Annotated in this window: 20 protein-coding genes and 1 tRNA gene; 11 read left to right on the forward strand and 10 right to left on the reverse strand. The window is 61.0% G+C overall.

Annotation, left to right across the window (positions count from 1 at the left end):
* Nucleotides 1-21: 21 nt before the first annotated feature.
* Nucleotides 22-1,227 carry a hypothetical protein gene (locus VFO25_13990; GenBank protein HET9344014.1) on the forward strand — a complete coding sequence of 402 codons (1,206 nt, stop codon included), beginning with the start codon at nucleotides 22-24 and terminating at the stop codon, nucleotides 1,225-1,227.
* Between the two features lie 110 nt (nucleotides 1,228-1,337).
* On the opposite strand, the gene VFO25_13995 is transcribed toward VFO25_13990, so the two are convergent.
* Together VFO25_13995 and VFO25_14000 are read right to left on the reverse strand one after the other, a co-directional pair.
* Nucleotides 1,338-2,219, reverse strand: coding sequence for a hypothetical protein (locus VFO25_13995; GenBank protein ID HET9344015.1), 882 nt, complete (start codon nucleotides 2,217-2,219; stop codon nucleotides 1,338-1,340).
* 271 nt (nucleotides 2,220-2,490) lie between these two features.
* The gene (locus VFO25_14000; GenBank protein ID HET9344016.1) at nucleotides 2,491-2,715 is read right to left on the reverse strand and encodes a hypothetical protein; all 225 of its coding nucleotides are present in this window, start codon (nucleotides 2,713-2,715) and stop codon (nucleotides 2,491-2,493) included.
* A gap of 235 nt (nucleotides 2,716-2,950) precedes the next feature.
* Between VFO25_14000 and VFO25_14005 the strand changes: the two genes are divergently transcribed.
* From VFO25_14005 to VFO25_14015, 3 genes are read left to right on the forward strand one after another with little or no spacing between them, the layout of a single operon-like run.
* On the forward strand, nucleotides 2,951-3,832 hold the full coding sequence (locus tag VFO25_14005; GenBank protein ID HET9344017.1) for an AraC family transcriptional regulator: 882 nt from the start codon (nucleotides 2,951-2,953) through the stop codon (nucleotides 3,830-3,832).
* Nucleotides 3,825-4,922, forward strand: a complete 1,098-nt coding sequence (locus VFO25_14010; GenBank protein ID HET9344018.1) for a redoxin family protein — start codon at nucleotides 3,825-3,827, stop codon at nucleotides 4,920-4,922. Before VFO25_14005 ends, VFO25_14010 begins: the two co-directional genes overlap by 8 nt.
* Nucleotides 4,923-4,970: 48 nt before the next feature.
* Nucleotides 4,971-6,557 carry a Na+/H+ antiporter gene (locus VFO25_14015; GenBank protein ID HET9344019.1) on the forward strand — a complete coding sequence of 529 codons (1,587 nt, stop codon included), beginning with the start codon at nucleotides 4,971-4,973 and terminating at the stop codon, nucleotides 6,555-6,557.
* On the opposite strand, the gene VFO25_14020 is transcribed toward VFO25_14015, so the two are convergent.
* Entirely contained in the window at nucleotides 6,554-7,867 is a 1,314-nt protein-coding gene (locus VFO25_14020; GenBank protein HET9344020.1) for a trypsin-like peptidase domain-containing protein, read from the reverse strand. The two genes, VFO25_14015 and VFO25_14020, sit on opposite strands and share 4 nt — an antisense overlap.
* Before the next feature lie 91 nt (nucleotides 7,868-7,958).
* On the reverse strand, nucleotides 7,959-8,561 hold the full coding sequence (locus tag VFO25_14025; GenBank protein HET9344021.1) for a hypothetical protein: 603 nt from the start codon (nucleotides 8,559-8,561) through the stop codon (nucleotides 7,959-7,961).
* Between the two features lie 148 nt (nucleotides 8,562-8,709).
* Here VFO25_14025 and VFO25_14030 point away from each other — a divergent pair.
* Nucleotides 8,710-8,784, forward strand: a tRNA-Val gene (locus VFO25_14030).
* A 49-nt stretch (nucleotides 8,785-8,833) separates the two neighbouring features.
* Here the strand turns inward: VFO25_14030 and VFO25_14035 are convergent.
* From VFO25_14035 to VFO25_14045, 3 genes are read right to left on the reverse strand one after another with little or no spacing between them, the layout of a single operon-like run.
* Nucleotides 8,834-9,706 carry an NAD(P)-dependent oxidoreductase gene (locus VFO25_14035; protein ID HET9344022.1) on the reverse strand — a complete coding sequence of 291 codons (873 nt, stop codon included), beginning with the start codon at nucleotides 9,704-9,706 and terminating at the stop codon, nucleotides 8,834-8,836.
* Between the two features lie 5 nt (nucleotides 9,707-9,711).
* Complete coding sequence (locus VFO25_14040; protein ID HET9344023.1) at nucleotides 9,712-10,092, reverse strand: hypothetical protein; 381 nt, start codon at nucleotides 10,090-10,092, stop codon at nucleotides 9,712-9,714.
* 3 nt (nucleotides 10,093-10,095) lie between these two features.
* Nucleotides 10,096-12,309 (reverse strand): hypothetical protein, encoded by a 2,214-nt coding sequence (locus VFO25_14045; GenBank protein HET9344024.1) that lies wholly within the window; start codon nucleotides 12,307-12,309, stop codon nucleotides 10,096-10,098.
* A 309-nt stretch (nucleotides 12,310-12,618) separates the two neighbouring features.
* On the opposite strand from VFO25_14045, the gene VFO25_14050 reads away from it, so the two are divergent.
* Nucleotides 12,619-13,464 carry a helix-turn-helix domain-containing protein gene (locus VFO25_14050; protein ID HET9344025.1) on the forward strand — a complete coding sequence of 282 codons (846 nt, stop codon included), beginning with the start codon at nucleotides 12,619-12,621 and terminating at the stop codon, nucleotides 13,462-13,464.
* A gap of 79 nt (nucleotides 13,465-13,543) precedes the next feature.
* Nucleotides 13,544-16,303: an adenylate/guanylate cyclase domain-containing protein gene (locus VFO25_14055; protein HET9344026.1), complete on the forward strand. Its 2,760-nt coding sequence runs from the start codon at nucleotides 13,544-13,546 to the stop codon at nucleotides 16,301-16,303.
* A 5-nt stretch (nucleotides 16,304-16,308) separates the two neighbouring features.
* Here VFO25_14055 and VFO25_14060 read toward each other — a convergent pair whose 3' ends face one another.
* Entirely contained in the window at nucleotides 16,309-17,319 is a 1,011-nt protein-coding gene (locus tag VFO25_14060; GenBank protein HET9344027.1) for an NHL repeat-containing protein, read from the reverse strand.
* A gap of 210 nt (nucleotides 17,320-17,529) precedes the next feature.
* On the opposite strand from VFO25_14060, the gene VFO25_14065 reads away from it, so the two are divergent.
* The 4 genes from VFO25_14065 to VFO25_14080 all read left to right on the forward strand — a co-directional run bounded on the left by VFO25_14065 (nucleotide 17,530) and on the right by VFO25_14080 (nucleotide 22,965).
* Entirely contained in the window at nucleotides 17,530-20,256 is a 2,727-nt protein-coding gene (locus VFO25_14065) for an adenylate/guanylate cyclase domain-containing protein (protein ID HET9344028.1), read from the forward strand.
* A gap of 8 nt (nucleotides 20,257-20,264) precedes the next feature.
* Entirely contained in the window at nucleotides 20,265-20,678 is a 414-nt protein-coding gene (locus VFO25_14070; GenBank protein ID HET9344029.1) for a hypothetical protein, read from the forward strand.
* Nucleotides 20,679-20,747: 69 nt separating this feature from the next.
* Nucleotides 20,748-21,647, forward strand: coding sequence for a hypothetical protein (locus VFO25_14075; protein HET9344030.1), 900 nt, complete (start codon nucleotides 20,748-20,750; stop codon nucleotides 21,645-21,647).
* Nucleotides 21,648-22,278: 631 nt separating this feature from the next.
* A complete protein-coding gene (locus VFO25_14080) occupies nucleotides 22,279-22,965 on the forward strand; it encodes a choice-of-anchor tandem repeat GloVer-containing protein (protein HET9344031.1) in 687 nt (228 codons plus the stop codon).
* 63 nt (nucleotides 22,966-23,028) lie between these two features.
* Here the strand turns inward: VFO25_14080 and VFO25_14085 are convergent, their stop codons facing one another.
* Together VFO25_14085 and VFO25_14090 are read right to left on the reverse strand one after the other, a co-directional pair.
* Nucleotides 23,029-23,559, reverse strand: a complete 531-nt coding sequence (locus tag VFO25_14085; GenBank protein HET9344032.1) for a GPR1/FUN34/YaaH family transporter — start codon at nucleotides 23,557-23,559, stop codon at nucleotides 23,029-23,031.
* 143 nt (nucleotides 23,560-23,702) lie between these two features.
* Nucleotides 23,703-24,257 (reverse strand): helix-turn-helix domain-containing protein, encoded by a 555-nt coding sequence (locus tag VFO25_14090; protein HET9344033.1) that lies wholly within the window; start codon nucleotides 24,255-24,257, stop codon nucleotides 23,703-23,705.
* Between the last annotated feature and the right edge of the window lie 81 nt (nucleotides 24,258-24,338).

Below are 24,338 nucleotides of genomic sequence, written 5' to 3' on the forward strand. Positions count from 1 at the left end.
GCGATGCGAGCGACGCGGTGTGTGGGTCAGCGAGGCTTCCTCCTCGTCTACGCGCTCGTCATCGTATCGATTCTCGCGCTCGTCGCGACGCTCGTCCTCGCTAGCGCCGATCAAGCGGCCAGCGACGCGCGCCAGACGGAAGTGAAAAACGAATCGTTCGACGCCTCCGAAGCAGGGCTCAACGCGGCGCTCGATGCGCTCGATACGTCGCTTCTGAACACCGGATCGCGCTCCGCGACGCTGTCGAACGGATTCAAGTACACATACGCGATCTATCCGAATCTCCTCGGCGGGCAACCGCAGACGATTACCGACCCCGCGCAGGGTCTGCTCAATTCCGTACTCACGACGCTCGGCGGCCTGCTGCAAACGCTCTCGCAGCCGCAAGGCGGCAACACGATCGCCATTCCGGCGCTCGGCGCCGTCATCGTGAGCGTCGGCACCGGACCCAGGGGCGAGCGGCCGACCGTGCTCGAGGCCGCGGTGACGGTTGAGATCGGTTCTCTTTCCTACCCTCACTACGCCGCGCTCACCGGTTTGAACATTCAGGGAAGCTATCAGGCGCCGTTCGCCACCGGTGGGGGAAACGCTATCACCCTCCATGCGAACGAGTCGATCCGGGCCGACGTACCAGCGGCATTCCAAGGACGTGCAGAAGCGGGCGGTGAGACGAACACGATACCGCCCGGCACGACGCACGCGTCGATGATCTCGCTGCCGATGGTGAGCCAGTTCGACTATATGGTCGCGAGCATGAAGAACCAAGCGCAATCCGGCGCGAACCCGGACGATTTCTATCAAACCAAAGGCAGCGCGCTCGACCCGACGTATACGTGCGGCGCTTCGCACAGCTGCGTCTTGTTCTACGACGGGCCGCTTAAAGTCACGAGCGGCCAGACGACCTTCACCGGCTTATGGACGGTGATCGTCAACGGCAACCTCACCGTAAACGGCGGCGCCGGTCTCAACTTCCAAAGCCGGCCGAGCGAACTCGTCGTCAACGGCACGGCGATCATCGACGGCAACGGCGCGACCGCCGCGTACCTCGAAGTGAAGGGCGGCACGAAGCTCGCGGGTGACTCGACGTTCACGGGCGCGATCATGACGCTCGGCACGTTGACGTTCGACGGCGGCGACAGCGGCTCGTTCACGTACGATCCGACGGTCATCCCGCCCGTGCGGCCGCTGGCGGGTCTCGTCAAAGTCATCTCCTACGCCGAATACTAGCTCTTTGTGGAAAGGGAGCGGTCGAGATTCATCTCGACCGCCGCGACCTTACAATAAGGGATTTAGTAGGCCGAGCGAAGCTCGGCTTTTTTATGTGAACGGGAAACTGCTCACGGCACGGACGGCGGCGAGATGCCGACGCCGTACGCACCGCTCGCTCCGCCTTTCGAATACTTCGTGACGAGCCGGCCAGCGGGGTACGTGTACTCGAAGACCCCGCCGTCGTGATTACCCGAGCCGAAATCTGCGACGTATAGGTGACGCTGCGACTTGTCGAGCGCGATCATGAACGGCTGAAAGGTCCCCGTGATCTTCTTGGACGGCGTCTTGCTCCCGGGCGCGAAGACGTCGACGACGGAACCGGAATTCGGCGCCGTGCTGACCGCGACGATCAGGTCACCGCTCGCATCGAACGCCATCCCGTGCGGCTCGCCGCCGAGCACGAGCCCGAGGTTCGTTCCTTGCGTCGAGCCCGGCGCGAACTCGAAGACCGCATTCGACGTCGCGCATGCGACGTACAAGTTGTTCTGAGCATCGAGCGCGAGCGCGACCGCCGATCCGCTCGGGGGTTGGAAACGCTGTGACGGCGTCATGCTACCCGGGGCGTACTCAGAAACCGACCCATCGCCGAAGTTCGCGACGTACACCGTGCCGTCGGCCCCGACGGCGACGTCGGTCGGATGGTCCACACCTTGCCAATACGATCCGCTCGACCTGTCGCTACCCGGCGGATAAACGTTGACGTGCGTCGGTAGTCCTTTGCCTCCGTTTTCTGGGATCGGCGTCTCGTTGTTCGCTACGAGCAGATCGTGTGCCGCGTCGACAGCCAAGCCGGTCGGTATGTATACCCGCTGTACGATGCTGCCGATCGGCGATGGGTCTTGTGTGTTCAACGGATAGATGTCGACCCGGCTGTCGAGGATGTCGGATACGTAAAGCACGTCCTTGTGGGGAAGCGTCCGGGCGATGCTCATCGTCGGCTCGGCGGGCATCGCGGCCGACCTTGACGCCGCCGATCCCGATCCTGGCAACGTCGAACTTCCGGCGCAGCCCGATAGGATCAGCACGGCTCCGGCAACCGCAACCGCTCTTGATAGACGTATCATTATCTTCCCTCGCTCAAACGAAGTTTATGGCGTACTAGCCCGCCACCTCTAGCGTGCTTGCCCTCCTCAGAAGACTCGGGGAGCGGTCGAGATTCGAAAGGCCGCCGGCGCAATGCCGGCGGCCCTTCACTGTAGACAAGCGCCTTGGGTCGCCTACCTACACCTTGTTCTGTATCGTCGACGTGAAGCCGATCGGCCAAGAGTGCGCCGCGCCCAACGACGCAAGATCTTGGCGGAGCAGCTTGTATTGTTCGGACGCCGTGCTCGGCGGCTGGTTGTAGTGGCCTGATATCGCTCCAGTCGTTTCGGCCAGCACCCTAGTTTCCTGGACGATCACGACCAAGAGCGCGATGAGGCCGATTCTCAGGAATCGATGACCCATCTACTTGTATCTCCTGTCGAGGTGATGCAGTGCGCCTTAGCGGCACACTCCGATGAGCGTATCATCCTATCGCTCCGCGGTCGCGGACGTTTGTCTACGACAGGGTACGTTTCGATAAAGGTGACGGCGTGATGTCAATGCACGCGTCGCGAGTTTCGCTTTGAGACCTGCGCGGATGACGCAAACGTGCCAGACTTCAGGAATCGCGGCACGCGCTGCGCGAATACGCGTTTACATGAGTATGGAACAGCGAGCATGGACGCGGCTGACAGGAACGAGCGAGATGCAGTTCCTGCTGCGAGCTTCGAGCGAAGGCCGTCAATGGAGCGGCTTTGATGCCGCGCTCTACGATACGTCAGGCGGGCTCGTCGAAGTGCCGGCGCGCGCGACGCACAACGTCAGCATGCACATGGGCAGAACGGTCGCCGCGACCTGCCGCTGCGACGGGCCGATTCAACGTCGTATGCAGACGCCTGGCGACGTCGACATCGTTCCTGTCGGCTGTACTGCGGCATGGGAGGATGACGGCCCGACGACGATCCTGAGCATCGACCTCAACCCGGCAATGGTCCGTTCAACGGCGGAATCGATGGGCATCAACTCCGACGCCGTATCGATACCGCCGCGGCTTCAAGTGCGCGATCCGAAGCTCCAGCACATCGGCTGGGCATTGCGGGCTGAGCTCGAGGCTGGGGAGCCGAACGACCGCTTGTATGCGGAAAGCCTCGGAACCGCGCTCGTCGCACACCTATTGCGACGCTACGCCAGAGTCGGCACGATGGTACGACGCGGCCTTTCGCGAAACCAACTCGAGCGCGTCATGAACTATATCGGGGACAACATCGGGTCGAACCTGTCGCTGGCCGCCCTCGCTGCGATCGCGGGCCTTGGTGCTTCGACGTTCCGCGCGCTCTTCAAACAGAGCGTTGGCGTGCCGGTCCATCAGTATGTGATCCGTAGGCGCGTGGAGATCGCCGCCAACCTTCTGTCGCGCGGCGGCGCGCGGCTGAGTGAAGTCGCGATCCAGACCGGATTCGTCGATCAAAGCCACATGGCGCGCTGCATGCGTCGCGTTCTCGGTCTGACTCCGGCCTCAGTCATGCGCCTCTATGGCTAAATCGGGCCTTCCATATATATACGCCGTTTTGTGCGCCGTCGCGCTCGCACTGTCCCCCGCTGCGGTCGTCGCCGACTCGGCGAACCCCACAAAAATCTTACCCTTCGACGGCGCGAAAGGCTGGCTCAACAGCAAGCCGTTAGCACCATCGGATCTTTCGGGCAAAGTCGTGCTCGTCGACGTCTGGGAATACACGTGCATCAACTGCCTGCGGACGTTGCCGTACCTCAAGGCCTGGTATTCTCGCTATCATTCCGATGGGTTCGAGATCATCGGCGTTCACACACCTGAGTTCGGTTTCTCAGGCGACACGAAGAATGTGACCGATGCGACGAAGCGGCTCGGCATCACGTGGCCGGTCGCGCTCGATGGCGAAGGCGCGATCTTCCAGCGCTACGATGCCGGTGGGTGGCCGGCCGAGTTCCTCTACGATCAAGAGGGCGATCTCGTCGAGACCCAGCACGGCGAGGGCAACTACCCGCAGACCGAAACGAAGATCCAATCGCTTTTGCTCGCGCAAGACAAGAGTCTGAAACTGCCGGCGATCATGGCGCTGCTCCCGCAAGACAGCTACGACAAACCGGGCGCCGTCTGCTATCCGCAGACCCCCGAGCTGTACGTCGGGACGTGGCACGGCAACAACATCGCGGATCCGCCGACGGGGCGTGATACTTCGGGCGAGCTCGATTTCAGCGATCGCGGCAACCACATCGACAACAGCATCTACTTGCAAGGGTATTGGCAAGAATCGCAAGACCATCAAGGGATGATCGCCGACGGCGGCGGCGATTATCTCTCGCTCAATTACGAGGCGATCCAGGTCGTCGGCGTGCTGAGACCCGAGAACGGCGGCTCGCAGCGCGTCGACGTGACGCAGGACGGAAAGCCTGTGTCGCACGCCGACGCCGGCGCCGACCTGCAATTCGATTCGAGCGGTAAGTCGTTCCTGACGGTCGACGCGCCCCGCGCCTACGACATCATCGCGAACAAGCACTACGCCAAGCACGAGTTGCGCTTGTCGCCGCAGCGCTACGGGGTCGGCTTTTACAGCTTCGACTTCGAGTCGTGCGAGGTCGGCTCCGACAAATAGCCCGGCCTCCAGGGAAGCCCGCCGCCGCTAACAAAACTCGAGCGCCCCATGGCGCAGATCGAGATGCTTTTCGGCCTTCTCGCCGCAGTGGCCGCTCTCACGTGGCTCGCGCAGCGCGTGAATGTCGAATATCCGATTTTCCTCGTGCTCGGCGGTCTCGTCCTCGGTTTCATCCCTGGACTTCCGCAAGTCGCGTTACAGCCGAACGTCGTCTTTCTCGTATTCTTGCCGCCGTTGCTCTACTACGAGGCGTTCGCCTCGTCGCTTCGTGATTTCCGTGCGATTCTGCAGCTCATCATCCTCAATGCCGTTTTCCTCGTCATCGTCACGATCGCCGCGGTCGCCGTCGTATCGCACGCACTCGTTCCCGGCATCACGTGGGCAGGCGCGGTCGTCTTCGGCGCGATCGTCGGCCCTACCGACGAAACGGCCGCGCTCGCCGTCGCATCGCGGCTGCGCGTTCCAAGACGGCTCATCACGGCGATCAAGGCCGAAAGCCTCTTCAATGACGCGACCTCGCTCGTCATCTTCAACCTCGCTCTGGTCGCTTCCGTTAGCGGCACGTTCTCGTGGGCTTCGGGTCTGTTCCAGCTCATCGCGGATGGAGCCGGCGGCGTAGTGATAGGACTTGCGGTCGGATGGATCTTCAGCCTCATCCGACGCAACCTCGATGACCTCATGCTGCAGAACACCGTCTCCCTGCTCACAGGCTACGCCGCGTACTTTCCTGCGGACGCGCTCCACTTCTCCGGCGTGTTGGCTGCGCTCACCGCCGGGCTATACCTCGGACGTCAGGGCGCGGTCATCACATCGGCGGAGTCGCGCGTCCAGATCGTCGCGATGCGCGACATCACGCTCTTCATGATCAACGGTATCCTCTTCTTGCTCGTCGGGCTCCAGCTCAATCCGATCCTCGCCGGCATGGGCATCACCGCTGCGATCTCGCTCGCTCTCGCCGCGATCGCGGTCAGCGTGACAGTCATCGTCGTGCGCATCGTGTGGATATTGAGCACACACTTCCTGCCGCGCCTTCTGTCGCGCACGGGCAAGGTTGATCGCATCACGAGTTTCAAGTATGCGCTTGTCGTCGCCTGGACGGGGTTGCGCGGCGGCATTTCGCTCGCCGCCGCGCTAGCGGTGCCCCTCACCGTAGCATTGGGCGCGGCCTTTCCGGCGCGCTCGGCGATCGTGCTCTTGACATTCGCCGTGATCTTGGCGACGCTCGTCGGCCAAGGTCTTACATTGAACGGATTCATCAAATCCCTCGGCATCACAGCCGAGACGACAAGCCGCGAAGAATCCCTCGCGCGGTTGAAGGTCGCGCGCGCTGCGCGCGACACGCTCGCACAACTGGCTAAGGAGACGTGGGCGGATGCCGATGCCGTACAAGACGCGCGCACGCATCTCGAGCACGCGATAACACACTATAAGGACGTCGGCGAAGCCCCGACGCCCGAGCTGCGAAAGCAAGCGGAGGCATATCGTCGCATCCAAGCGGCGCTTAGCGATGCACAGATGCGCGAGGTCCTGCGCCTGTATGACGAGGGTGCGATCGCCCCGTCGATCATGAGAAAGCTGCAGCGCGAACTAGATCTCGAGGAGCTTCGCAGCGAGACAACAGGATCTACAGCCTAGCGCGGAATCGCCCCGTTCGCCGTCAGATCCGCGAAGCGACGCAGCGTCAATTTCACCGTCGACTCTTTTTCCTCGCGATCGACGATCAACGTCACGCTCGGTTGATCGAGCATCTTCGAGATGTACTGATCCGCGAGCGCTCGCGTCGGCTGCCCGTCGATCTTGACGATCGCGTCACCGCGTTGCAGTCCGGCGCGATCGGCAGGCCCGTCGCGGAAGATATGCGTGACGATGAGCTGTCCGAATGGATTGCGCCCGACTGACATGAGCGCGAGGTATGGGTTCTGTTTCGGGTCGACGGCGATTCCGAACTTCAGCAGCGTCTGCCACTCGGGGCGATGCGTGTCGACGTAGCCGAGGAACGCGCGCCCGATCAGTCTGCATGCGTTCGGCAGCGCGTTCGGATCCATATCGATGTAGTCCTGATAGTACACGGCACCCGAACAGTCGGTCACGACGAATGCGAATACGCCTTCTTCGGTCCACTCTCTGACGATCGCGTTGGCCGTCGCCGCGCCGGCGGCGTTCGTGCACAGGCCGTCGCCCTTGCTCTGCGACCCGAGGGTGAAGCCGGCGCTCGATGCGAGCTGCGTCCAAGAAGCCGAGATATCGGTGTTCTTGTTCGGAGCAAAGGCGACGTTGAATGCGGGAGGGGTCGGCGTCGTGGTCGGACCGCTTTGCGCGAGAAACGCGTTGATCGCCGCGGCGCTGATCGCGAGCCCGTCGCCCGTCATCCAATGTGCGACGCCGTAGCCAGCCGCAAGGCCGAGCACCATCCCCTCGACTTTTCCGCTCGATGCGTTGATGACCGGTCCGCCGCTGTCGCCGTGGGTGAGCGGGGCGTCGAGCAGGATCGACTCTCCTTCTTCTCCCACGCCGTCGACCTTGGCGGACACGGAGACGAGCTGCATCTGGCCGAGCGGGAGCGGCTGCGGCGTCGCTTTTGGATCGCCGCCCGGTGGTGGAGCGAGCGTCGGATAGCCGAACGCTTGCACCGGCGTACCCGAATCCGCGAGCGCGTCGTCGAGCGTGAGGGTCGGAATGCCGCGGTATTGGATCTCGAGGAGGGCGATGTCGCGAAGCTTATCGGTCTGAAGAACGGTGGCGGTGTAATGATCGCCCCGCGGGCCACCGACGAAGACGAGCGGCGACGTCGTTCCATCGACGACGTGCGCGGCCGTAAGGATTCGCGTCGTCGATGCGGTCGACGATATCGCGAAACCCGAGCCGGTCTTCGACCCGCCCTGCGTCGATGCGGCGACGAGCACGACGCTTTGCGCGATCGATGCCGCCGCCATGAGGAGACTCATAACCAAGGAACGATTTCGCGCAACCGGCCGTCGCCGCCTCGGCAGGTACTGGGGCAGAAAACGCCGTCCGCGTGACAGCCCCGGGCGCCCTTTAGGCGGTCGGTACCGCTGGCCCGTTTCCGGGTTGGCTGAAAGACGGTAGGATACGCCCGTAGCCTTTCGGGTACGACACCGGGTTGTGTTTGATCCAATCCCGCGAGCATACGGTCATATATTCGAAGTCTTCGAACAGCCCGTCGCCGCCCTCAGCAGCGCGAAGGATCTTGACGTACTCCTCCATCATCCGCCACGTGCCGTCGATGACCCACGCATATCCGCGGAGCATGACCTCGCGGTTGATGAGACCCTGAACGATCATGTTGCCGAGCATTTCGTGAGTGTTCGCTATCAGCGTCGCGGCATTGATGGCAGTGATGTACTCTTCGGGCGGATTGGCCGGCGGATGACCGAGAATTTCCATGGTTGCGAATCCGCGGAACCCTGGGTCTGCGACCAGCCGGGCCAGATGTGTCCGAAGATAACGACGCGCGCCGATGTACCCCGCATCGCTGAACATCTCGTGCACCGACCACATCGCACCGATGTGATTGGCGGCGCGCATGTGACGCAGCTGCACGAGCGCCGCGACTGCCGTCGCTGCGATCACGATGGCGGTGACAATCGGTGCGATCGCATTGAGATCGTTGAGCGTCATGGGAAATACTCCAAGGCGCCTTAGTATATGGCACGTCGAGCCAAAGCGCTAGGTGACGATTGGCCGAAAACCGCGTCGAACCTCGCTTGCAGCCACGCGCGAACGGCAGGGTCCAAACACTGTTATTCGAACCTAGATGGCCTGGTCCGGGCGCGTAGCTCAGGGGTAGAGCACTACATTGACACTGTAGGGGTCAGAGGTTCGAGACCTCTCGCGCCCACCATCGGGAAGCCGAACAAATCGGATCGGTAGGCTTGGCAGGGCAAACGCGATCACACGTTAGCCGCAGTTCGCTTCGCAATCGCGCGGATCACCGCAACCATATCGGCGCCGCCTAGACCCATCGCCTGGGTCTCACCGTAAAGAGCGTGGCAGACGTCGAGGAGCGGCGACGCGATGCTTGCCTCTCGCGCAGCCTCGGCGATCAGCCGATTGTTGTATAGGACGTTAGAGATTGCGGCTTGCACAGCAAAATCGTGCGCGACGAGCTTCGCCGCCTTGACCCGCGACACGTCGCTCGCCATCGGCCCAGCATCGAGAACTGCGACGAGCTGAGAAAGATCCAATCCGTAGCGTTCGGCGAAGTGCACCGCTTCTGCGAGTCCGGTTACCATGGTGATCAGAAAGAGGTTCACCGAGAGCTTCATGAGCAGCGCATTCGGAGCCGGTCCGCACTCGATCATCTCTCGGCACATCGGTTGGAGCAGTGGGCGGGCCGCCTCTACGGCCCCGTGCTCGCCACCCAGCATCGCCACGAGCTGCCCGGCCTCGGCAGGCTTCCGCGAGCCGGAGACAGGTGCTTCGACATAGCTGCCTCCGGCCGCGAGAACGTCGGCTTCGAGCCCGCGCGAATAGGCGGGCGAGGTTGTCGCCATGTTAATCAGCTTGCGTCCGTTAACCCGATCCGTAAATGCGCTGTTGCGGCGCGCTAGCACGGCATCGATCGAGGCGCCATCTAACAGCATAAGGATCACGACATCGCATCGCGCAAAGACTTCAGCCGGATCGTTCGCGACAGCAGCCCCTGCCTCGGCCAACACGCCGCATTTTGAAGGCGATCGGTTCCAGACGACGAGAGACGTGCCGGCCCTCACCAGGTTTTGCGCCATCGGCTCGCCCATGTTCCCAAGGCCGATGAAGCCCACGGGTTTCATTTTAGGATAAGTTCACGTATATATTCAGTGCCCAGAACTTTTCTGTATTCACTCCGGGCCACTCTGGCCTTGTTCTGAACCTCGGTGCTACCGATTGCTTTCTTGGCCACATCTTCTAGCTCGACGCCTTTGTCTAAGGCCGCCATGTTCTTAAAAGTGAACCAGAGATATATATTGGGCTGATCCGGTGATTTTGGAGTGGCCTTGAAGACCTTGTAATCGATGATTAGCCCAGCTTGCTTCATGGCTTCCATGGTCGGCTTCCGTGTCGAATTTAGCCAATCTATGTACTCTTCAAAATGCCCATACTCAACTCGTATGTAGTCCACCTCGATGACCGGGCCGTCAGTGTACTGGCGCACATCCTGGGTAGCCACGTCTTACGTTCCTGACGCCCCGCCGGTGTGCAAGACGTACTTTATGATAAACTGATGCACCGTGGCAAATGCCGCCGGAGTGCCGTAGTTCACGAACACCTCGTTGCCGTTTGAGAAACGGCGGTGGTATGCAAGCGCCACGTCCGTACCGACGCTAGGTGAAAACCCGCCAAGACCGTTGATCGAGCGCAGCGAGAGCGACACGTTGGAGTCGGGGCCGAACGACTCCCCCAAAGAGACCCGCCGCAGCCATTGCGAGTCGAGCTCACCGGTTGCAAACGACCGCTCGTCGGTGCCGTCGTACTCAAGGCCGAGGGAGAAACGCCTGCCAAGAGGCCGTGATGTCGTGATCGAGTACAGATGCGTGTAATTTGTGCCGAACGGACCCCACGATGTCGAGGCATCGATCGGTGCAGGCGTGCCGTCCTTATATCCGAGCGCGGACTGGAAGAGATCGAAGCGTTGATTCTGTCCGTTGAGATAGCACGGGAATCCGGTGAAGAATGACGAGCCGATCGTCGGGCCGGTGCAGTCGGAGTTCTCCGGAATGTCGTAGCCACGCAGGACGCCATCGACCGGCCCAAGACCGTCGATGGAAAAACCGTTCTTGAATGTCACGTCGAGTTGAGCGAAAGCGTCCGCCTCGTGTATCGCTCCAGAACGGTCAAAAAATCGGTCGCCCACAAGCGTGAATGCGTCGTTCTTTGCCCACGACGGTGCGCCCGTCGTCTTCAGGAAAGCTTGGAAACCGTGAATGTCGGAGTTGAACGTGAAGCCGTCGATCGGGTTGTAGGTCGGCGAAATGTCCCCATACGCGAGAACCGTCTGATAGTTAGGTTTCTGCACGGTCAAGAGACCGACGGTGCTGTCCGCAACTCGGGTGACGGGCACCCAGCTTCCGTGTTCCATCGCATGATCGATCGCCCACCCCCACCCAGACTTGTAATCACGGCCTGACGCGCCGAAATCGTTAGTCACGTCGTCGCCCGCAAGGCTATGATGCGCGAGTACGCCCTCCAGCCAATATTCAAATGAGTGATCGCTCAGTGCATGCTGGTACCCATAGGCGGTGTCATCGAACGTATTGCCGGTCATTTCGTCGAATCCGCGAAACGACAGTATGCCGAACGCTTGCAGGCCGAAAGTGCCTTCGAGGCTCGCCCCGCGGTCGAACGGTCCGATGTCGGGCGAATAGAATTCTTGATTATTCGGGCTGGTGGGACTACTCAATCCCGAGGTCGCTTCGGGGTTGAGAAAAGTCGCGCCTTGAGCGAAGAACGGACGATACTCTTGCAGTCCTCGTCTGAACTCCTGAGGCACGATGGTCTGCTGATCGATCTCGACATTGGAAAAGTCCGGATTGAGCGTTCCGACAAAGTTGATCGTCGCTGTGACCGGAACAGTGACGTCGACGCCGACGGCGCGCACATTTTGAGGCAAGAAGGTGCCGTTGGCCTGCTCGAATTGATTTCGTTCTGATCCGGCGCTCTCAAGACCATACATTTCAGAGCGGGGTTTCGGGCGAGCGGCTACCGCGGCGTTGAAGCCGCTCAGCTCAAACGTCGGCCAATAGCGCGCGTCGGTAAACGCAGGCCACGCCTGACCGACTTGCCCGTCAACCATCAAGCCATTGAAGTACCACGTGTAGTGCTCGTTTCGTGCCGCGATGCTCCGAACAAAGTTCAGCCGCCACGAGTTCTGGGCACCCGGCCGAATGCGCAGAACGTTCAACGGGATGATCATCTCCGCCGTCCACGACGAACCTTCGACTTGAGCCGCGCTTTGCCAGCGCGGATCGTAGCGTACATTCTCGTTTGCCTGTTGGTAGCGCACGCCCTTGGGCGTCGTCTCGAAGAAGTATACGTCGTTGCCGGCGCCTGTCGTATCAATCGCTACGCCCACAAAGTCATCCAACCCGAACCCGACGTCGTTTGTGGTTTGCGTGGCCGTGATCGGCACGCCGGTTTGCTCGGCCTTGAAGCCGATGTAGAGATTTTGATGATCGTAAAGCAAGTAGACGCTCGTGGGAAGAACAGCCGGCTCGCGGGTCGTCAGATTCTCAAATTCGCTCCCGTCGATAGCACCCTGTGCCCAAGCTGGATCGCGCAGCTGCGGATCCAATGCCATCGAATGCGGTGCCTGAACGGCGACAAACGCTTGGGGCAATGAGGTCGCCGCCGCTCGTGTTCCGGCACTCACAAGCAAGACAAGGAGCAACGCGAGCTGCGGTATTCCATAGTGGCGCGTCATCTCAATGCCCAGACGGTGGGAAGCACACCCTTAATCGCCTGTATATCACGGGAAGCGGCCGTAAATGGGGCTGCCGAAGTTTGCGCGTTTACGGGAATTATGAAGATCCCTGACGCGAGCGCGAACCAATGCGGCAATGGTTTCAGTTGCATCGTACGGCGCTAGCATAAACGGACGATCACCGATATTTCTTGTACAAAATGCACGGTAAGCGCGCGCTTGCATGAATTTTGTGACAAAGGAGCAGGCATTGATTCGGCTCGAATTTGAAAGGCCATGGACGCTCCCCGCGGTCAATTCCAACATAAGGAGGCCCAGGCCGGCTCTTTCGCCATCGATCTGCTCGAAACGCAATCGGAGGCTCGGGTGCCATTTCACGTCCACCCGGAAGTAAATGTCGCGGTGCTGTTGAGGGGTTCAGTCACCGATAACACCGAGAAAAAGACCACTCTTGCCAGGCCGGGCGTCGTGATCGTCGCGCGCCCGGAGACGCCGCACGAGACCCTCTATCACGAAGGCGGCTGTACGTTCTTGCGGCTGATGCTATCCGTCGAGCTCGAACGATTCTTCGAACTCGAACCTGAAGCGCACGACGGCAACGCGCGCTGTCACGAAATCGCGCACAGCATGGCGGCGAACGTCGATTCGGCAGACCCGCTCACGCTGGAATGCGCAGGCCTCGAGCTTATCGGCGCAATCACCAACGGACCCGATTGGTCGCCGCGGAGTAGTCCCAGTTACTTGCGTGAAATCGTTGCAGACTTGCGCGCGAACCGGATCCGTGGACCTGGAATCAGTACTATTGCCAAAGACGCGCACGTCTCACCGACGCGCCTCGCGCGGGCCTTCCGACGCAGTTACGGCATCAGTCTTGCACGTTTTCTGCGGGTGCTCCAGCTGCAGCGTGCCTCCGCACTGATCATCGATCCCACCATTTCGATCAGCGCCGTTGCCGCTGAAGCGGGCTTTAGCGACCAGAGCCATATGACGCGGACATTTGTTAGGACTTACGGCATGACGCCCGCGAGGCTTCGTAGCAATACGCTCGTCCGCCAGACCTCAGGTCTATCGCTCGGAACCGGAGTCAGAGGTTCGAGACCTCTCGCGCCCACCATCGAATGACCGCGCGCCGCTATCGATCGCGGCGTTCCTTTATTCTCAGGGCTAGGTTAGGCTGGGCAATATTCCGAAGCATTCGGTGATGCCGCCGGAAGCCGAGCGTCAAGCTCAGGGCTCTGTTGCCATGCCTACGGGCACGGTGACGTTTCTCTTTTCCGACATCGAGGGCAGTACGCAGCGCTGGGAGCGCCATCAGGATGCGATGAGAACCGCCGTCGCCCGCCACGAGCAAATCGTGAACGAGGCCGTGACGCGACACGGCGGTTTTGTTTTCAAGACGCTCGGCGACGCGTTTTGCGTCGCCTTCGCGACAGCGCCGCAAGCGGTCGGCGCGGCGATTGATGCCCAACGAGCTCTCGCCGAAGAAGACTTTGAGCTCGTTGACGGTTTGCGGGTACGCATCGGCCTGCACACCGGGCACGCGGAGGAACGCAACACTGACTACTTCGGGCCGACGGTCAATCGCGTCGCGCGTTTGATGTCGATCGGCCACGGCGGCCAAGTGCTCCTCTCAGCGACGACGCGCGACCTCGCGCACGCTGATCTTCCTAAGGATACGTCGCTGGTCGATCTCGGCTCGCACCGACTCAAGGATCTGACCGAACCGGAGCATGTCTGGCAACTCAACGGACACGGCTTGCCGTCTGAATTCCCATCGCTTCGCTCGCTCAACGCGCTGCCACACAATCTCCCGATCAAGCGAACCACGTTCGTCGGTCGCGAACGCGATGTCGCCGACGTCAAAGACCTGCTAGCTCGACATCATCTGCTGACCCTCGCCGGATCAGGCGGCGTCGGGAAGACGCGGCTCGCCGTGCAAGCTGGTGCAGAGATCCTCGATCGGTTTCCGGACGGCGTTTGGTTCGTCGACCTCGCACCGATCAGCGACGCTGAACTGGTCGCGAGCGTCACCTCACAAGTCTTGGGTATTTCCCAGAAGGTGGGCAACCGCGTCGACGAGTCGATTCCACCCTGGCTCGAGCACAAGAAGCTGCTCCTCATCTTCGACAACTGCGAGCACGTCTTGGAGACGGTCGCCGCTTTGGCTGTCTCGATTCTCCGCGCGGCGCCGGACGTGCGCATTTTGAGCACTTCGCGACAAGTGCTAGGTATCGGCGATGAAGAAGTCTTGCGACTTCGCTCGCTTGAGGTTCCGCACCAGACCGACGTGACGCCCTCGAAGGTTTTGGAATTCGGATCGGTCGGGCTTTTTGTCGATCGCGCCAGATCGGTCGACAAGTCCTTCGCCCTCACCGACAACACGGCGCCAATCGTCGCTGACATCTGCCGCCGACTTGACGGCATTCCGCTCGCCATCGAGCTTGCTGCGGCTCGCGTCAAGGTCTTGTCGATCCCGAATCTCGCAAAACGCCTCGACGAACGCTTCAAGGTCCTCACGGGCGGCAGCCGCGAGGTCTTGCCGCGTCAGAAGACCTTGAGCGCGCTCATCGACTGGAGCTACGACCTGCTCGACCCAAAGGAGCAGCTGCTGTTCAGAAATTTGGGCATTTTCGCCGGCGGGTTTGGCCTCGAGGCCGCGACGAGCGTGTGCGGCGCCGAGGGCTCGGACGAAATCGACGTATTGGACCTGCTCGCCTCGTTGACGGACAAGTCGCTCGTGATCGCCGATACGAGCGGAGAACATGAGCGCTACCATCTCCTTGAATCCACTCGGGCCTATGCGCTCGACAAACTGACCGCATCAAACCAGCGCGACCGCATGGCTCGGCGCCATGCGGAATTTTTCCGCGACAAGGCGCAGGCGACTGCAGAGCGCTATAATACGGAGTTCTTTTCCTGGCCTGCAGAGGTGGAATTGGACCTGGACGACTACCGCGGCGCGCTCGAGTGGACGCTCACCCAGGGGAACGACGCGACGGTAGGCGGCACGATCGCCGGACAGCTGAGCTCGATGTGGCGCCGCGGTCTTGCTGTCGAGGGCCGTTATTGGATCCTCCTTGCGCTCGAGCGCGTGGATGAATCAGAGCAGCCATGGGTCGCGGCGCGACTGTGGCATGCGCTCGGTGTGCAATCAGCGGGCAAGCAAAAGCTTGAGGCTGCCGAGCGCGCAGTGCGCCTATTCGAATCAGTGGGTGACGTCCGTTGGGCTGGGTACGCCCGCATCTCGCTTGGGCGAGCTCTTCTTGATATGGGCCGGTATGAAGAAGCAAGCCAGGAGTATTCGCGAGCTCTTTCCGCGGTGCGCGCGAGCGGGGACAGATTGCGCGCCGCTATTTGTCTCCACGCACTGGCATCAGTAGAGTGGATGGTGGGCGACCGAGGCCGGGCCGGTGACCTCTTCGCTGAGTCGTTGGCGGCTCATCAGGCGTGTGGGGATGAGGAAGGTACCGCCCAAGTGCAGGCAGATATGGCCGAGTTTGAGTTTGCGGAAGGTCACCCCGACCAGGCGCTGCGCTTGGCGAGTCGGGCGGCGGAGACTCTACGCGGAAAAAATGCGCGTAGCAGCAGCTTTATCCACGTCAACATTGCTGTGTATCACATCGCCCTCGGAGACTCCAATGGAGGAAGACAGTCAGCGCGGGAGGGTCTACATTTGGCACGTCAGGCCCGCGTCGAACAATCGATCGCTAACGGGCTGCAGCACTTAGCGTTGATCTCAGCTCTCCGCGGTGAGAGCGGCCCCGCGGCTCAATTGCTGGGCTACGTTGATGCGCAGAATAAATTGCTTGGCCTTGAGCGCCAGTTCACGGAGAAGTGGAGCTACGAGAGACTCACGGCAGCGCTTCGAGACAAGCTAGGCGACGCGGAGATCGCAGCGTTCGCCGCCGAAGGCGTCGCGTGGTCGGAAGATCAGGCGTTCGAAGAAGCGTTGAAAGTCTGACCCAGCTAGTGGAGCGATAGGCCGGCCGGATGATCAAGCATCGTGTTGAGCCCTCCGATGGTAGTCGCAGGCACCGCATTGCCGTTCGCTCCCGCCGCGAATGACTCGACGCTGCTGCTTCCGTTGTTCGCAACGAAGATCTTCCCTAGGCCGTTTACTTCGATACCTCCAGGCTTGTTGAGACCGGTCATGGTGCCCGAGATAGCCCGGAGCGGACTCACGTTGCCGTTCGCGTTCGCTGCGTATATCGTGATGCTCGTCCCGTTGAGGTTGGTGACGTAGATCAGGCCGGCGCTATCTGTCGCGACGTCCACAGGCGCGAGTAGGCCGGTCGCTGCGCCGACAATCACTTGGACGGGCGTTGCGTTGCCGGTCGCGTCCTTCGCGAAGACCTCGACAGAGTTGCGTCCGGGGTTTGCTACGACGAGCTCGTCACTGGCGTTGATCGCTAGTCCGATGGGTGCGTTGAGATTCGTGCTCGGACCGCTGATAGTACGGATCGGCGCGACGTTGCCATTCGCGTTCGGAGCATATACGGTGATCGAGTTGAGGTGATTGTTCGCGACGTAGATATCCCCGGAGGAATCGACTCCGATTCCCGATGGCTTTCCGATAAGCGTGTTGTGCCCGAAGATGTTCTGTGTCGGAGCGGTATTGCCGGTCGACCCTGACGGATATACGGTCACGGAGTTGTTGGTCCGGTTCGTCACGTAGATCTTGCCGTGCGTTGCGACGAAGACGTCGAACGGAGAGTTCAGCTGCGTATTCGAGCCGCTGAGCGTCGCTGTGGGTGCTATGTCGCCGGTACCGGACTTCGGATACATCGTGATGAGGTTCGACGTGGGATTGACGACGTAGATGAAGCCGGTGCCGAGGTCAGGCTCGGAAGGATGCGCGGCGACGTGTGGGATCAGTGGCGTCCGCGACGCCCCGAATGCTGATGACGACTGCATCTGGCATGCCGCTGCGCCTAACGCAGCGAGAATAACGAATACGGCGTAGCTCTTACGCATCATGATAACTCCATCTCTAATCTGAAATCTTGCCGCGCGGTGTTCGGTCGAGTCGGAAAGGCCACCTTGGAGATCGGGTCCTTGATCAGGCTCAAGTAGGTTGGGCCAAACGTCCCAGCCTTTATTTTCAGGGCTAGGTCCGGCTGGGCGATAATCCGAAAGCATCCGGTGATGCCGCCGGAAGCCGAGCGTCAAGCTCAGGATCCTGTCGCCATGCCTACTGGCACGGTGACGTTTCTCTTTTCCGACATCGAGGGCAGTACGCATCGCTGGGAGCACCATCACGCCGGGATGACCGAGGCGATCGCGCGGCACGACGCACTCATCCGCGGCGAGATCGAGCGACACGGCGGCTTCGTCTTCAAGACGGTAGGCGACGCGTTCTGCGCGGCGTTCAGCACGCCGCGGCAAGCAGTTCAAGCGGCGTTTGCCTGCCAGCGACGCATGCACGCGGAAAATTTCTCTTCGGTCGGCGGTCTCCGCGTGCGGATGGGCATTCACGTCGGCACCGCAGTTGAGCGCGACTCGGACTACTACGGGCCGACGGTCAATCGCGTCGCGCGACTCATGTCCATCGGGCACGGTGGCCAAGTGCTCGTGAGCAACGCAGTGAGAGAATCTGTCGCGAACAGTCTGCCCGGCGGCACATCGCTCGTCGATCTCGGCCTGCGCCGGCTCAAGGACTTGATGCAGCCGGAGCGCGTGTGGCAAGTATCCGGCGGCGGATTGCCGTCGGATTTCGCACCGCTAGCATCGCTCGACGCAAGGCCCAACAATCTGCCGGTGCAGCGCACCGCCCTGCTCGGGCGCGAGCACGACTTGGCGTTCGTGAAAGACCTGGTGACCGCGCACCGGCTCGTCACCGTCTCTGGTGCAGGCGGAGTCGGCAAGACGAGGCTCGCGTTGCAGGTCGGCGCCGACCTCATCGACCGCTACGAGCGCGGCGTCTGGTTCGCGGATCTGTCGCGTATCTCGGACGGCGGTTTGACGCCCAGCGTCATCGCACAAGCGTTGGACGTGAGCCAGTCGGGTGACTCCATCGAATCTTCGCTCCTGCAAGCCCTGAAGAACAGGGAGCTGCTGCTGATCCTCGACAACTGCGAGCACCTGCTCGACGCGGTCGCGCCGCTCGTCGACGCGATCTTGGAATCCTGTCCGCAAGTCCATGTCGTGGCCACCTCCCGCCAATCGCTCGGCGTCGCCGGAGAGTTCTTGCACCGGCTTCCCTCGCTCTCGGTGCCCGACGCATCGTCGATCCCCACAGCGGACGAAGCGCGAAGTCATGGGGCGACCGCGTTGTTCGTAGAACGCGCGACGGCCGCCGATAGCCGCTTCGCCTTATCCGACGACACGGCACCGATCGTCGCAGACATCTGCCGGCGCCTTGATGGGATTCCGTTGGCCATCGAACTCGCAGCGGCGCGCATCAAAGTGCTTTCGCTGCCGAATCTGGCGAAACGACTGGACGAACGCTTCAAAGTCCTCACCGGAGGCAACCGTACCGCGTTGCCGCGCCAGAAGACGCTCTTGGCGCTCATCGAGTGGAGCTACGGGCTACTTGACGTGCGTGAGCAGACGCTCTTCAATCGCCTAGGCGTTTTCGCTGGCGGATTCACCCTGGACGCGGCGGCAGCTGTCTGCTCGGACGGAAGCGTCGACGGCGCAGAAGTCCTCGACCTTCTCTCGTCGTTGGCCGACAAGTCACTTGTCCTTGCGGAAACCGGCAGCGACAGCGAGCGTTACCGTCTTCTCGAATCCACTCGTGCCTACGCGATCGAGAAATTGTCGGAAGCCGGCGACGGCGACACGTTCGCACGGCGCCATGCTGAATTCTTCCAAGATTTTGCGAATGCAGCGAAGGCCACGCATCGCGCGCAGGCGGCAGAGTCTTGGCTCGCTCGGCAAGAGGCTGAAACCGCCAACCTGCGAAGCGCGCTGAGCTGGTCGCTCCAACAAGCTAACGACATCGTGATCGGCGCTGCGATCGCGGGCTCGAGCGTACGGCTGTGGCAGGCCATGGGCCTGTCCGCCGAAGCTCGGAGATGGGCAACGCTCGCGCTGGAAAGTCTGCCCAGGCCGGCACGACCCGATCTGCACGCCGATCTGTTACTTGCGCTCGTTCTCCTGGGGTCCGGCGAACAGATCTACGAGATGGCCGTCCGCGCGCAAGAATTGTACGAGCAACACGACGACGTTGCCGGTACTGCTGACGCGCTGTACAGCGTGGCTTGGCACAGTCATCTGGCCGGCCGGGATGCGGCGGCTGACACAGCGATTGCGCGGGCGTCGGACATATACCGTACGGTCGGCCCCGAACTTGCGCTCGCGAAATGCATCAACTTGCGAGCGGTCTTCGCGGATCGCCACCATGACCGCAGCGCCGCACGGACTCTGTACCGCGAGGCGCTCGAGATGTTCCGTGCGCTCGGCGATGAGCGCCGCGTGGGCGGCACACTCACGAATCTTGGCGCGAACGAGAACCACTCGGGCGATCACGAAGCGGCCGAGCGGACCAATTCCGAAGCGTTAGCGATCCTGTCGCGCAAGAAGAACGTGGAAGACCTGGTGATCCTGTACGGCAACATCGTGATAACGCGCGTCTGGCTTGGGGACATCATCGGAGCGCGTGACGCCGGCCGAGCAGGATTGCGACTCGCACGTGAAACGGGCGACGAGCGTTACGTCGCAGAATTGCTTCTTGATCTCGGCAGCGTCGCTGCGTGCAGCGGTCAGACGGTGAAGGCGGGTCGCCTGCTCGGATACGCGACGAGGCAGCTCGAGTCGCTCGGTCTCGGACGCATCGTAGAGCATCGCGAAAGCGGTGGCGTGATCAAGGAGAAACTCGAAGCACTTCTGGAAGCCGCGGAGATCCACCGTATCACGTCCGAAGGTGCTGCGTGGTCGGAAGATCAGGCGTTCGAAGAAGCGATGAAGGCCTAGGAGTTCACATGAAGCGCAGCATCGTCTTGACCACCACGTCTCTGCTCGCGATCATCTTACTCTCGCTTCACTTGACGGATGACATCGTCTACGGGACCGATAGGGCACCGGCTATAAATGTCGCGGCGATCGCCATCCTCGTCGTCTGGTTATACGGAACGCTGATCCTCGGCGAGCGGCGATCGGGGCACGCCATCATGCTCCTCGGATCGATCGTCGGCATCGGGGTCTTCACAATTCACGTGATTAGAGTGGGCGGACTGCCGGCCGGCGCGCTGGCGCAGTCCAGTGGAGTGTTCTTCTTCGTTTGGACCCTGCTCGCGCTCGCTGTGACCTCCGTCTTCTCCGCCATCCTTTCGGTGTATGGGTTATGGAATCTGCGACGTTCAACGACGCCGGATGCTAATCCAACCGGTTCTTAGATCGAGTTCGAGGCCACCCAACATCGGAAGTGAGGAAACCCCGAGGCGGGAGCCTAAGTCACCGATGCGATGGCTAGGCGGAGACGGTTCGTCTGGGCATGGTGGGTCGGCGGTATTATCGCCGTCCTCATCATAGCGGCGTACGTTGACCTCAAATATATCTCGTTCATTGTCGCACGAACGAACAACACACTTAGCCCTGGTGCGGTTGGAAGGCTCGAGCCGTTCAGCGTCGCTTGCTTCCCGACGAGCGTCGAAGCCGACACATATTTCGGTGCGCGCTTTCGTCGCGACGTTGATGCGCAGCGACGTTTGCTTCAGAACGCGATTATCTTAGATCAAGGCACCCGCGTGACCGCGCTCAACGTTGGCGGTTATCTCGAGGGGCAGTTGCTGATCAAGGTCATCGAAGGCGACCACCGCGGTCGTGACTGTTGGATAAACACCGACTCGCAGTTCGCTGATATCGCAAGACCCGGGGTCCAAGGTTGGGCATGTCTCGACAAGGCTGGCGTCGACCAGCTGCTTGACGATCTACGTGGATTTGACGCGACAAAAGACCCTCGGATGAGAAAACGGCTCCTCGCGGATGCCCATCGCCGAATCGACTCGATTGAAGAGTCCGCCGCGTGTCCGGATAGCGCGGTCCCAGATGATTTCACGCTAGCGACAGCCTGGGCGGCTGCGGACGACATTCGCCTCGCGAACGCCGCCCACAAGGGCCGGGCAGACCCTTGCGGCATGGATTCGGAACGGGTCAACCTCGCTTCGACGTGGGTGATGGTCTACTACCATTGGAAAAACGCCGATCGAGAGGTGCTCGAAGCGACGCTGGCCGCCTTCAGGTCATCCGCTGCGTCTTTGTCTCTCACCCTTCCCGCACTGACGGTGGACGACCAAACGGCGTGGCGTTTCGAGTCGGATCAAAAAGCGCGCGAAGACGCACGAAGTATGGGCTTGCCTTGCTGAACCTTCATATTAACGTGTCCGCAACGAGCCTACCAAGGCGATCGCTTTACGTCATAGAATTGGGACCGTTGCTATCATGAGCCGACGTGCATCCATTATTAGCCTTCTTGTCGCAGTCAGTCTGACTCAGTTTGGGGCCAGCACCGCGCGCGCCAGCTCGCATTCCTCGACCCTCGCAGTTCTATATACGTTCACGGGAAACGCAGACGGCGGGGCTCCGTACGGTTCGCTCCTACTCTACCGCGGCAATATCTACGGCACGACCTCCGTCGGCGGAGATATGAGTGTTTGTTCCAGCACCGGCTGCGGTACGGTCTACAAGATCGATAGTCAAGGCAACGAGTCCGTGATTCACGCGTTTAGTGGGCCACCTACGGACGGGAGCGTGCCCGTTGCGGGCCTTATACGCGATTCTGCCGGGGATTTGTTTGGAACTACTAAGTCCGGCGGCGCAAATGACTCCGGCACCGTGTTCGAGATAGACGCACAAGGTGTGGAGCATGTCCTTTACAGCTTCTGCCCCACTCATTATCCATATTGCCCTGACGGCAGCTCGCCTGTGGCGGCGCTCATTATGGACCGCCGCGGTGACTTGTTCGGCACGACGTTAGGCGGCGGAAGCTCGGCTGGCTTGTGTGATCCGGGGGTGTTTTTCGGTTGCGGTCTCGTCTTTGAGGTGCAGCCCGGGATAGGAGAGCGCACGCTCTATCAGTTCACGGGAGCTCCGGACGGAATGGGGCCGGATGGGCCACTCATCCGAGATGCGGTGGGGAACCTCTATGGAACGACCGGAACCGGCGGCATAAATAGCGCGCAATGCGGTGGCGCGTACGCAGGATGCGGCACGATCTATCGTCTCTCGAAAACTGGTAAAGAGATGATCATCCACCGATTCCGCGGGAGCGACGGCGATGGGCCAAGCTCAAGCCTTATGGAGAACGCATCCGGCACCATCGTCGGCACAACATTGCAGGGTGGACAATGGAACAACGGTGTCGTCTACACGATCGGCGGGTACGTGCACCCGTCGCTTGTGCTCCACTCATTCAATGGCTCCGACGGCAGTTTTCCTGAAGGAGGCCTCACACTCGCGTCGTCGGGGAATTTCTTCGGGACTACGAACGGAGGGGATTTCTATCAGGGCAACGTGTTTGAGATGACTCCCAACGGACAGGAGACGATTCTCGTATCCTTCACAGGTCGCAACGGTGCTGGCCCAACTGGTACGCTCGTTGCCGACAAAGCCGGCAATCTTTATGGGGTCGCCGCTACCGGCGGCGCTCGTCTCCAAGGCGAGGTATTCCGGGTGACGCCTTAGCCACCCGGTAACCGACGCCAGATTTGAAACCTAATGCCGCAAGCGCTTGCGGCATTTTCGTTATTATAGGCTCGCCAGAAGCCGCAGCAGACCGCCGATCCACGACATAATCGCGGTGAGGATTGCGATGACGCCGCTGACGAGGAACATCATCGGTGTGTGAAATGCCGACCCTGCCCATAGAAATGCGAGGAACAAGAAAAACATCACGAGTGTCACCGATGCCAGCCGCGGTATGCTCGCCTTGAACGATGCAAAAGCGATCATGCCTACGACCACGGCTGCGGCAAATGCCATCCACGCGAAGTCGGCGTTGCTGTCCTTTGCAGATGCATAGAAGAACCAGTCGTAGATCGCAAAGGATGCGAATAGCAGGCCGATGACCGATTGCGCTACGCCGCCGAAAACATTGTCTGCACGAAACGCCCAATATCCCGTTATCAGCGCCCCGAGCCCGGCCGTGAATAGGCCGAACGCTATGAACGCCCCAGCATCGCGCGCGCCGGTAACAAACTCGCCTCCCACGATGAAGAGTCCCACGCCAATGCTGAAAAGTCCGAGTGGGATCATCCGAAGATCTGGAGTCGATTTCACAGTAGCACCCATGTTCGCCCTCCGGTGTTCACCGCAGCGCGGTGCGGCGAAAAGCGACGTTAGACGAATCGCAAAGATTCGTCACGCTAAAGCCGGTCGTTCGACAACGTCTTTGCAAGACCTGGCCGGGCCGCGCCCGACGCTTATGTCCTTTGCTTCTCGACTCCGTCGACCAGGATACCGACGATATTGTCGACGATCGGATCCGGCCTCATCTTCGGCGCTTGGTGGCGCCAGTTCATCGCAGCGCCGACCAGCGCGGAGGCGATGAGGCGAGCGCTACAATCGTTGAACGAGGGTTGGAGAAACTCGGTCACCCGGGCCTCGATGGCGCTCTCGAACTGCGGTTCGAAATCGCGATCGACCTTGCAGTGGCTGTGCTGGCCGACGAAACCAAAGACGCTCCTGCCGACACCTTTGAGGAGCTCGCGCGTATCAGGCGCGTTCAGGGGATCTCCTTCGGAAAGTTTGGCGCCGACCTCATCGCGAGTCATGACCTCGAGCAACGCGAACTTGTCCGAGAAATGCGCGTAAAACGTCGCGCGGTTGACCGTCGCGCGTTCGGCGATGTCTTGCACGCTTATCGACTCGAAGCTCTTCTCCGCGAGCAGCGACATGAGCGCGTCGCGGATCAATTTTTGGGTACGTGTAACCCGCGGATCGACGCGCGGCCCCTGGGCGGTTGCACTGGTAGCCATCAGTTCTCAGCTGTCCGTTGGATAAGCGACACTTCTACCGATTTGTCGCTTGACGCCCTCGCCCGACAGCCGTATTATACC

It is taken from the genome of Candidatus Eremiobacteraceae bacterium (assembly GCA_035710745.1).
Lineage (GTDB): Bacteria > Vulcanimicrobiota > Vulcanimicrobiia > Eremiobacterales > Eremiobacteraceae > JANWLL01.

Coding starts and splice junctions, on each gene's coding strand:
- VFO25_13995 (HET9344015.1), bottom strand. CDS start 2,219: ATGCCCGCCGAGCCGACGATGAGCATCGCCCGGACGCTTCCCCACAAG.
- VFO25_14000 (HET9344016.1), bottom strand. CDS start 2,715: ATGGGTCATCGATTCCTGAGAATCGGCCTCATCGCGCTCTTGGTCGTG.
- VFO25_14005 (HET9344017.1), top strand. CDS start 2,951: ATGAGTATGGAACAGCGAGCATGGACGCGGCTGACAGGAACGAGCGAG.
- VFO25_14010 (HET9344018.1), top strand. CDS start 3,825: ATGGCTAAATCGGGCCTTCCATATATATACGCCGTTTTGTGCGCCGTC.
- VFO25_14015 (HET9344019.1), top strand. CDS start 4,971: ATGGCGCAGATCGAGATGCTTTTCGGCCTTCTCGCCGCAGTGGCCGCT.
- VFO25_14020 (HET9344020.1), bottom strand. CDS start 7,867: ATGAGTCTCCTCATGGCGGCGGCATCGATCGCGCAAAGCGTCGTGCTC.
- VFO25_14025 (HET9344021.1), bottom strand. CDS start 8,561: ATGACGCTCAACGATCTCAATGCGATCGCACCGATTGTCACCGCCATC.
- VFO25_14050 (HET9344025.1), top strand. CDS start 12,619: ATGGACGCTCCCCGCGGTCAATTCCAACATAAGGAGGCCCAGGCCGGC.
- VFO25_14055 (HET9344026.1), top strand. CDS start 13,544: ATGCCGCCGGAAGCCGAGCGTCAAGCTCAGGGCTCTGTTGCCATGCCT.
- VFO25_14060 (HET9344027.1), bottom strand. CDS start 17,319: ATGATGCGTAAGAGCTACGCCGTATTCGTTATTCTCGCTGCGTTAGGC.
- VFO25_14065 (HET9344028.1), top strand. CDS start 17,530: ATGCCTACTGGCACGGTGACGTTTCTCTTTTCCGACATCGAGGGCAGT.
- VFO25_14070 (HET9344029.1), top strand. CDS start 20,265: ATGAAGCGCAGCATCGTCTTGACCACCACGTCTCTGCTCGCGATCATC.
- VFO25_14075 (HET9344030.1), top strand. CDS start 20,748: ATGGCTAGGCGGAGACGGTTCGTCTGGGCATGGTGGGTCGGCGGTATT.
- VFO25_14090 (HET9344033.1), bottom strand. CDS start 24,257: ATGGCTACCAGTGCAACCGCCCAGGGGCCGCGCGTCGATCCGCGGGTT.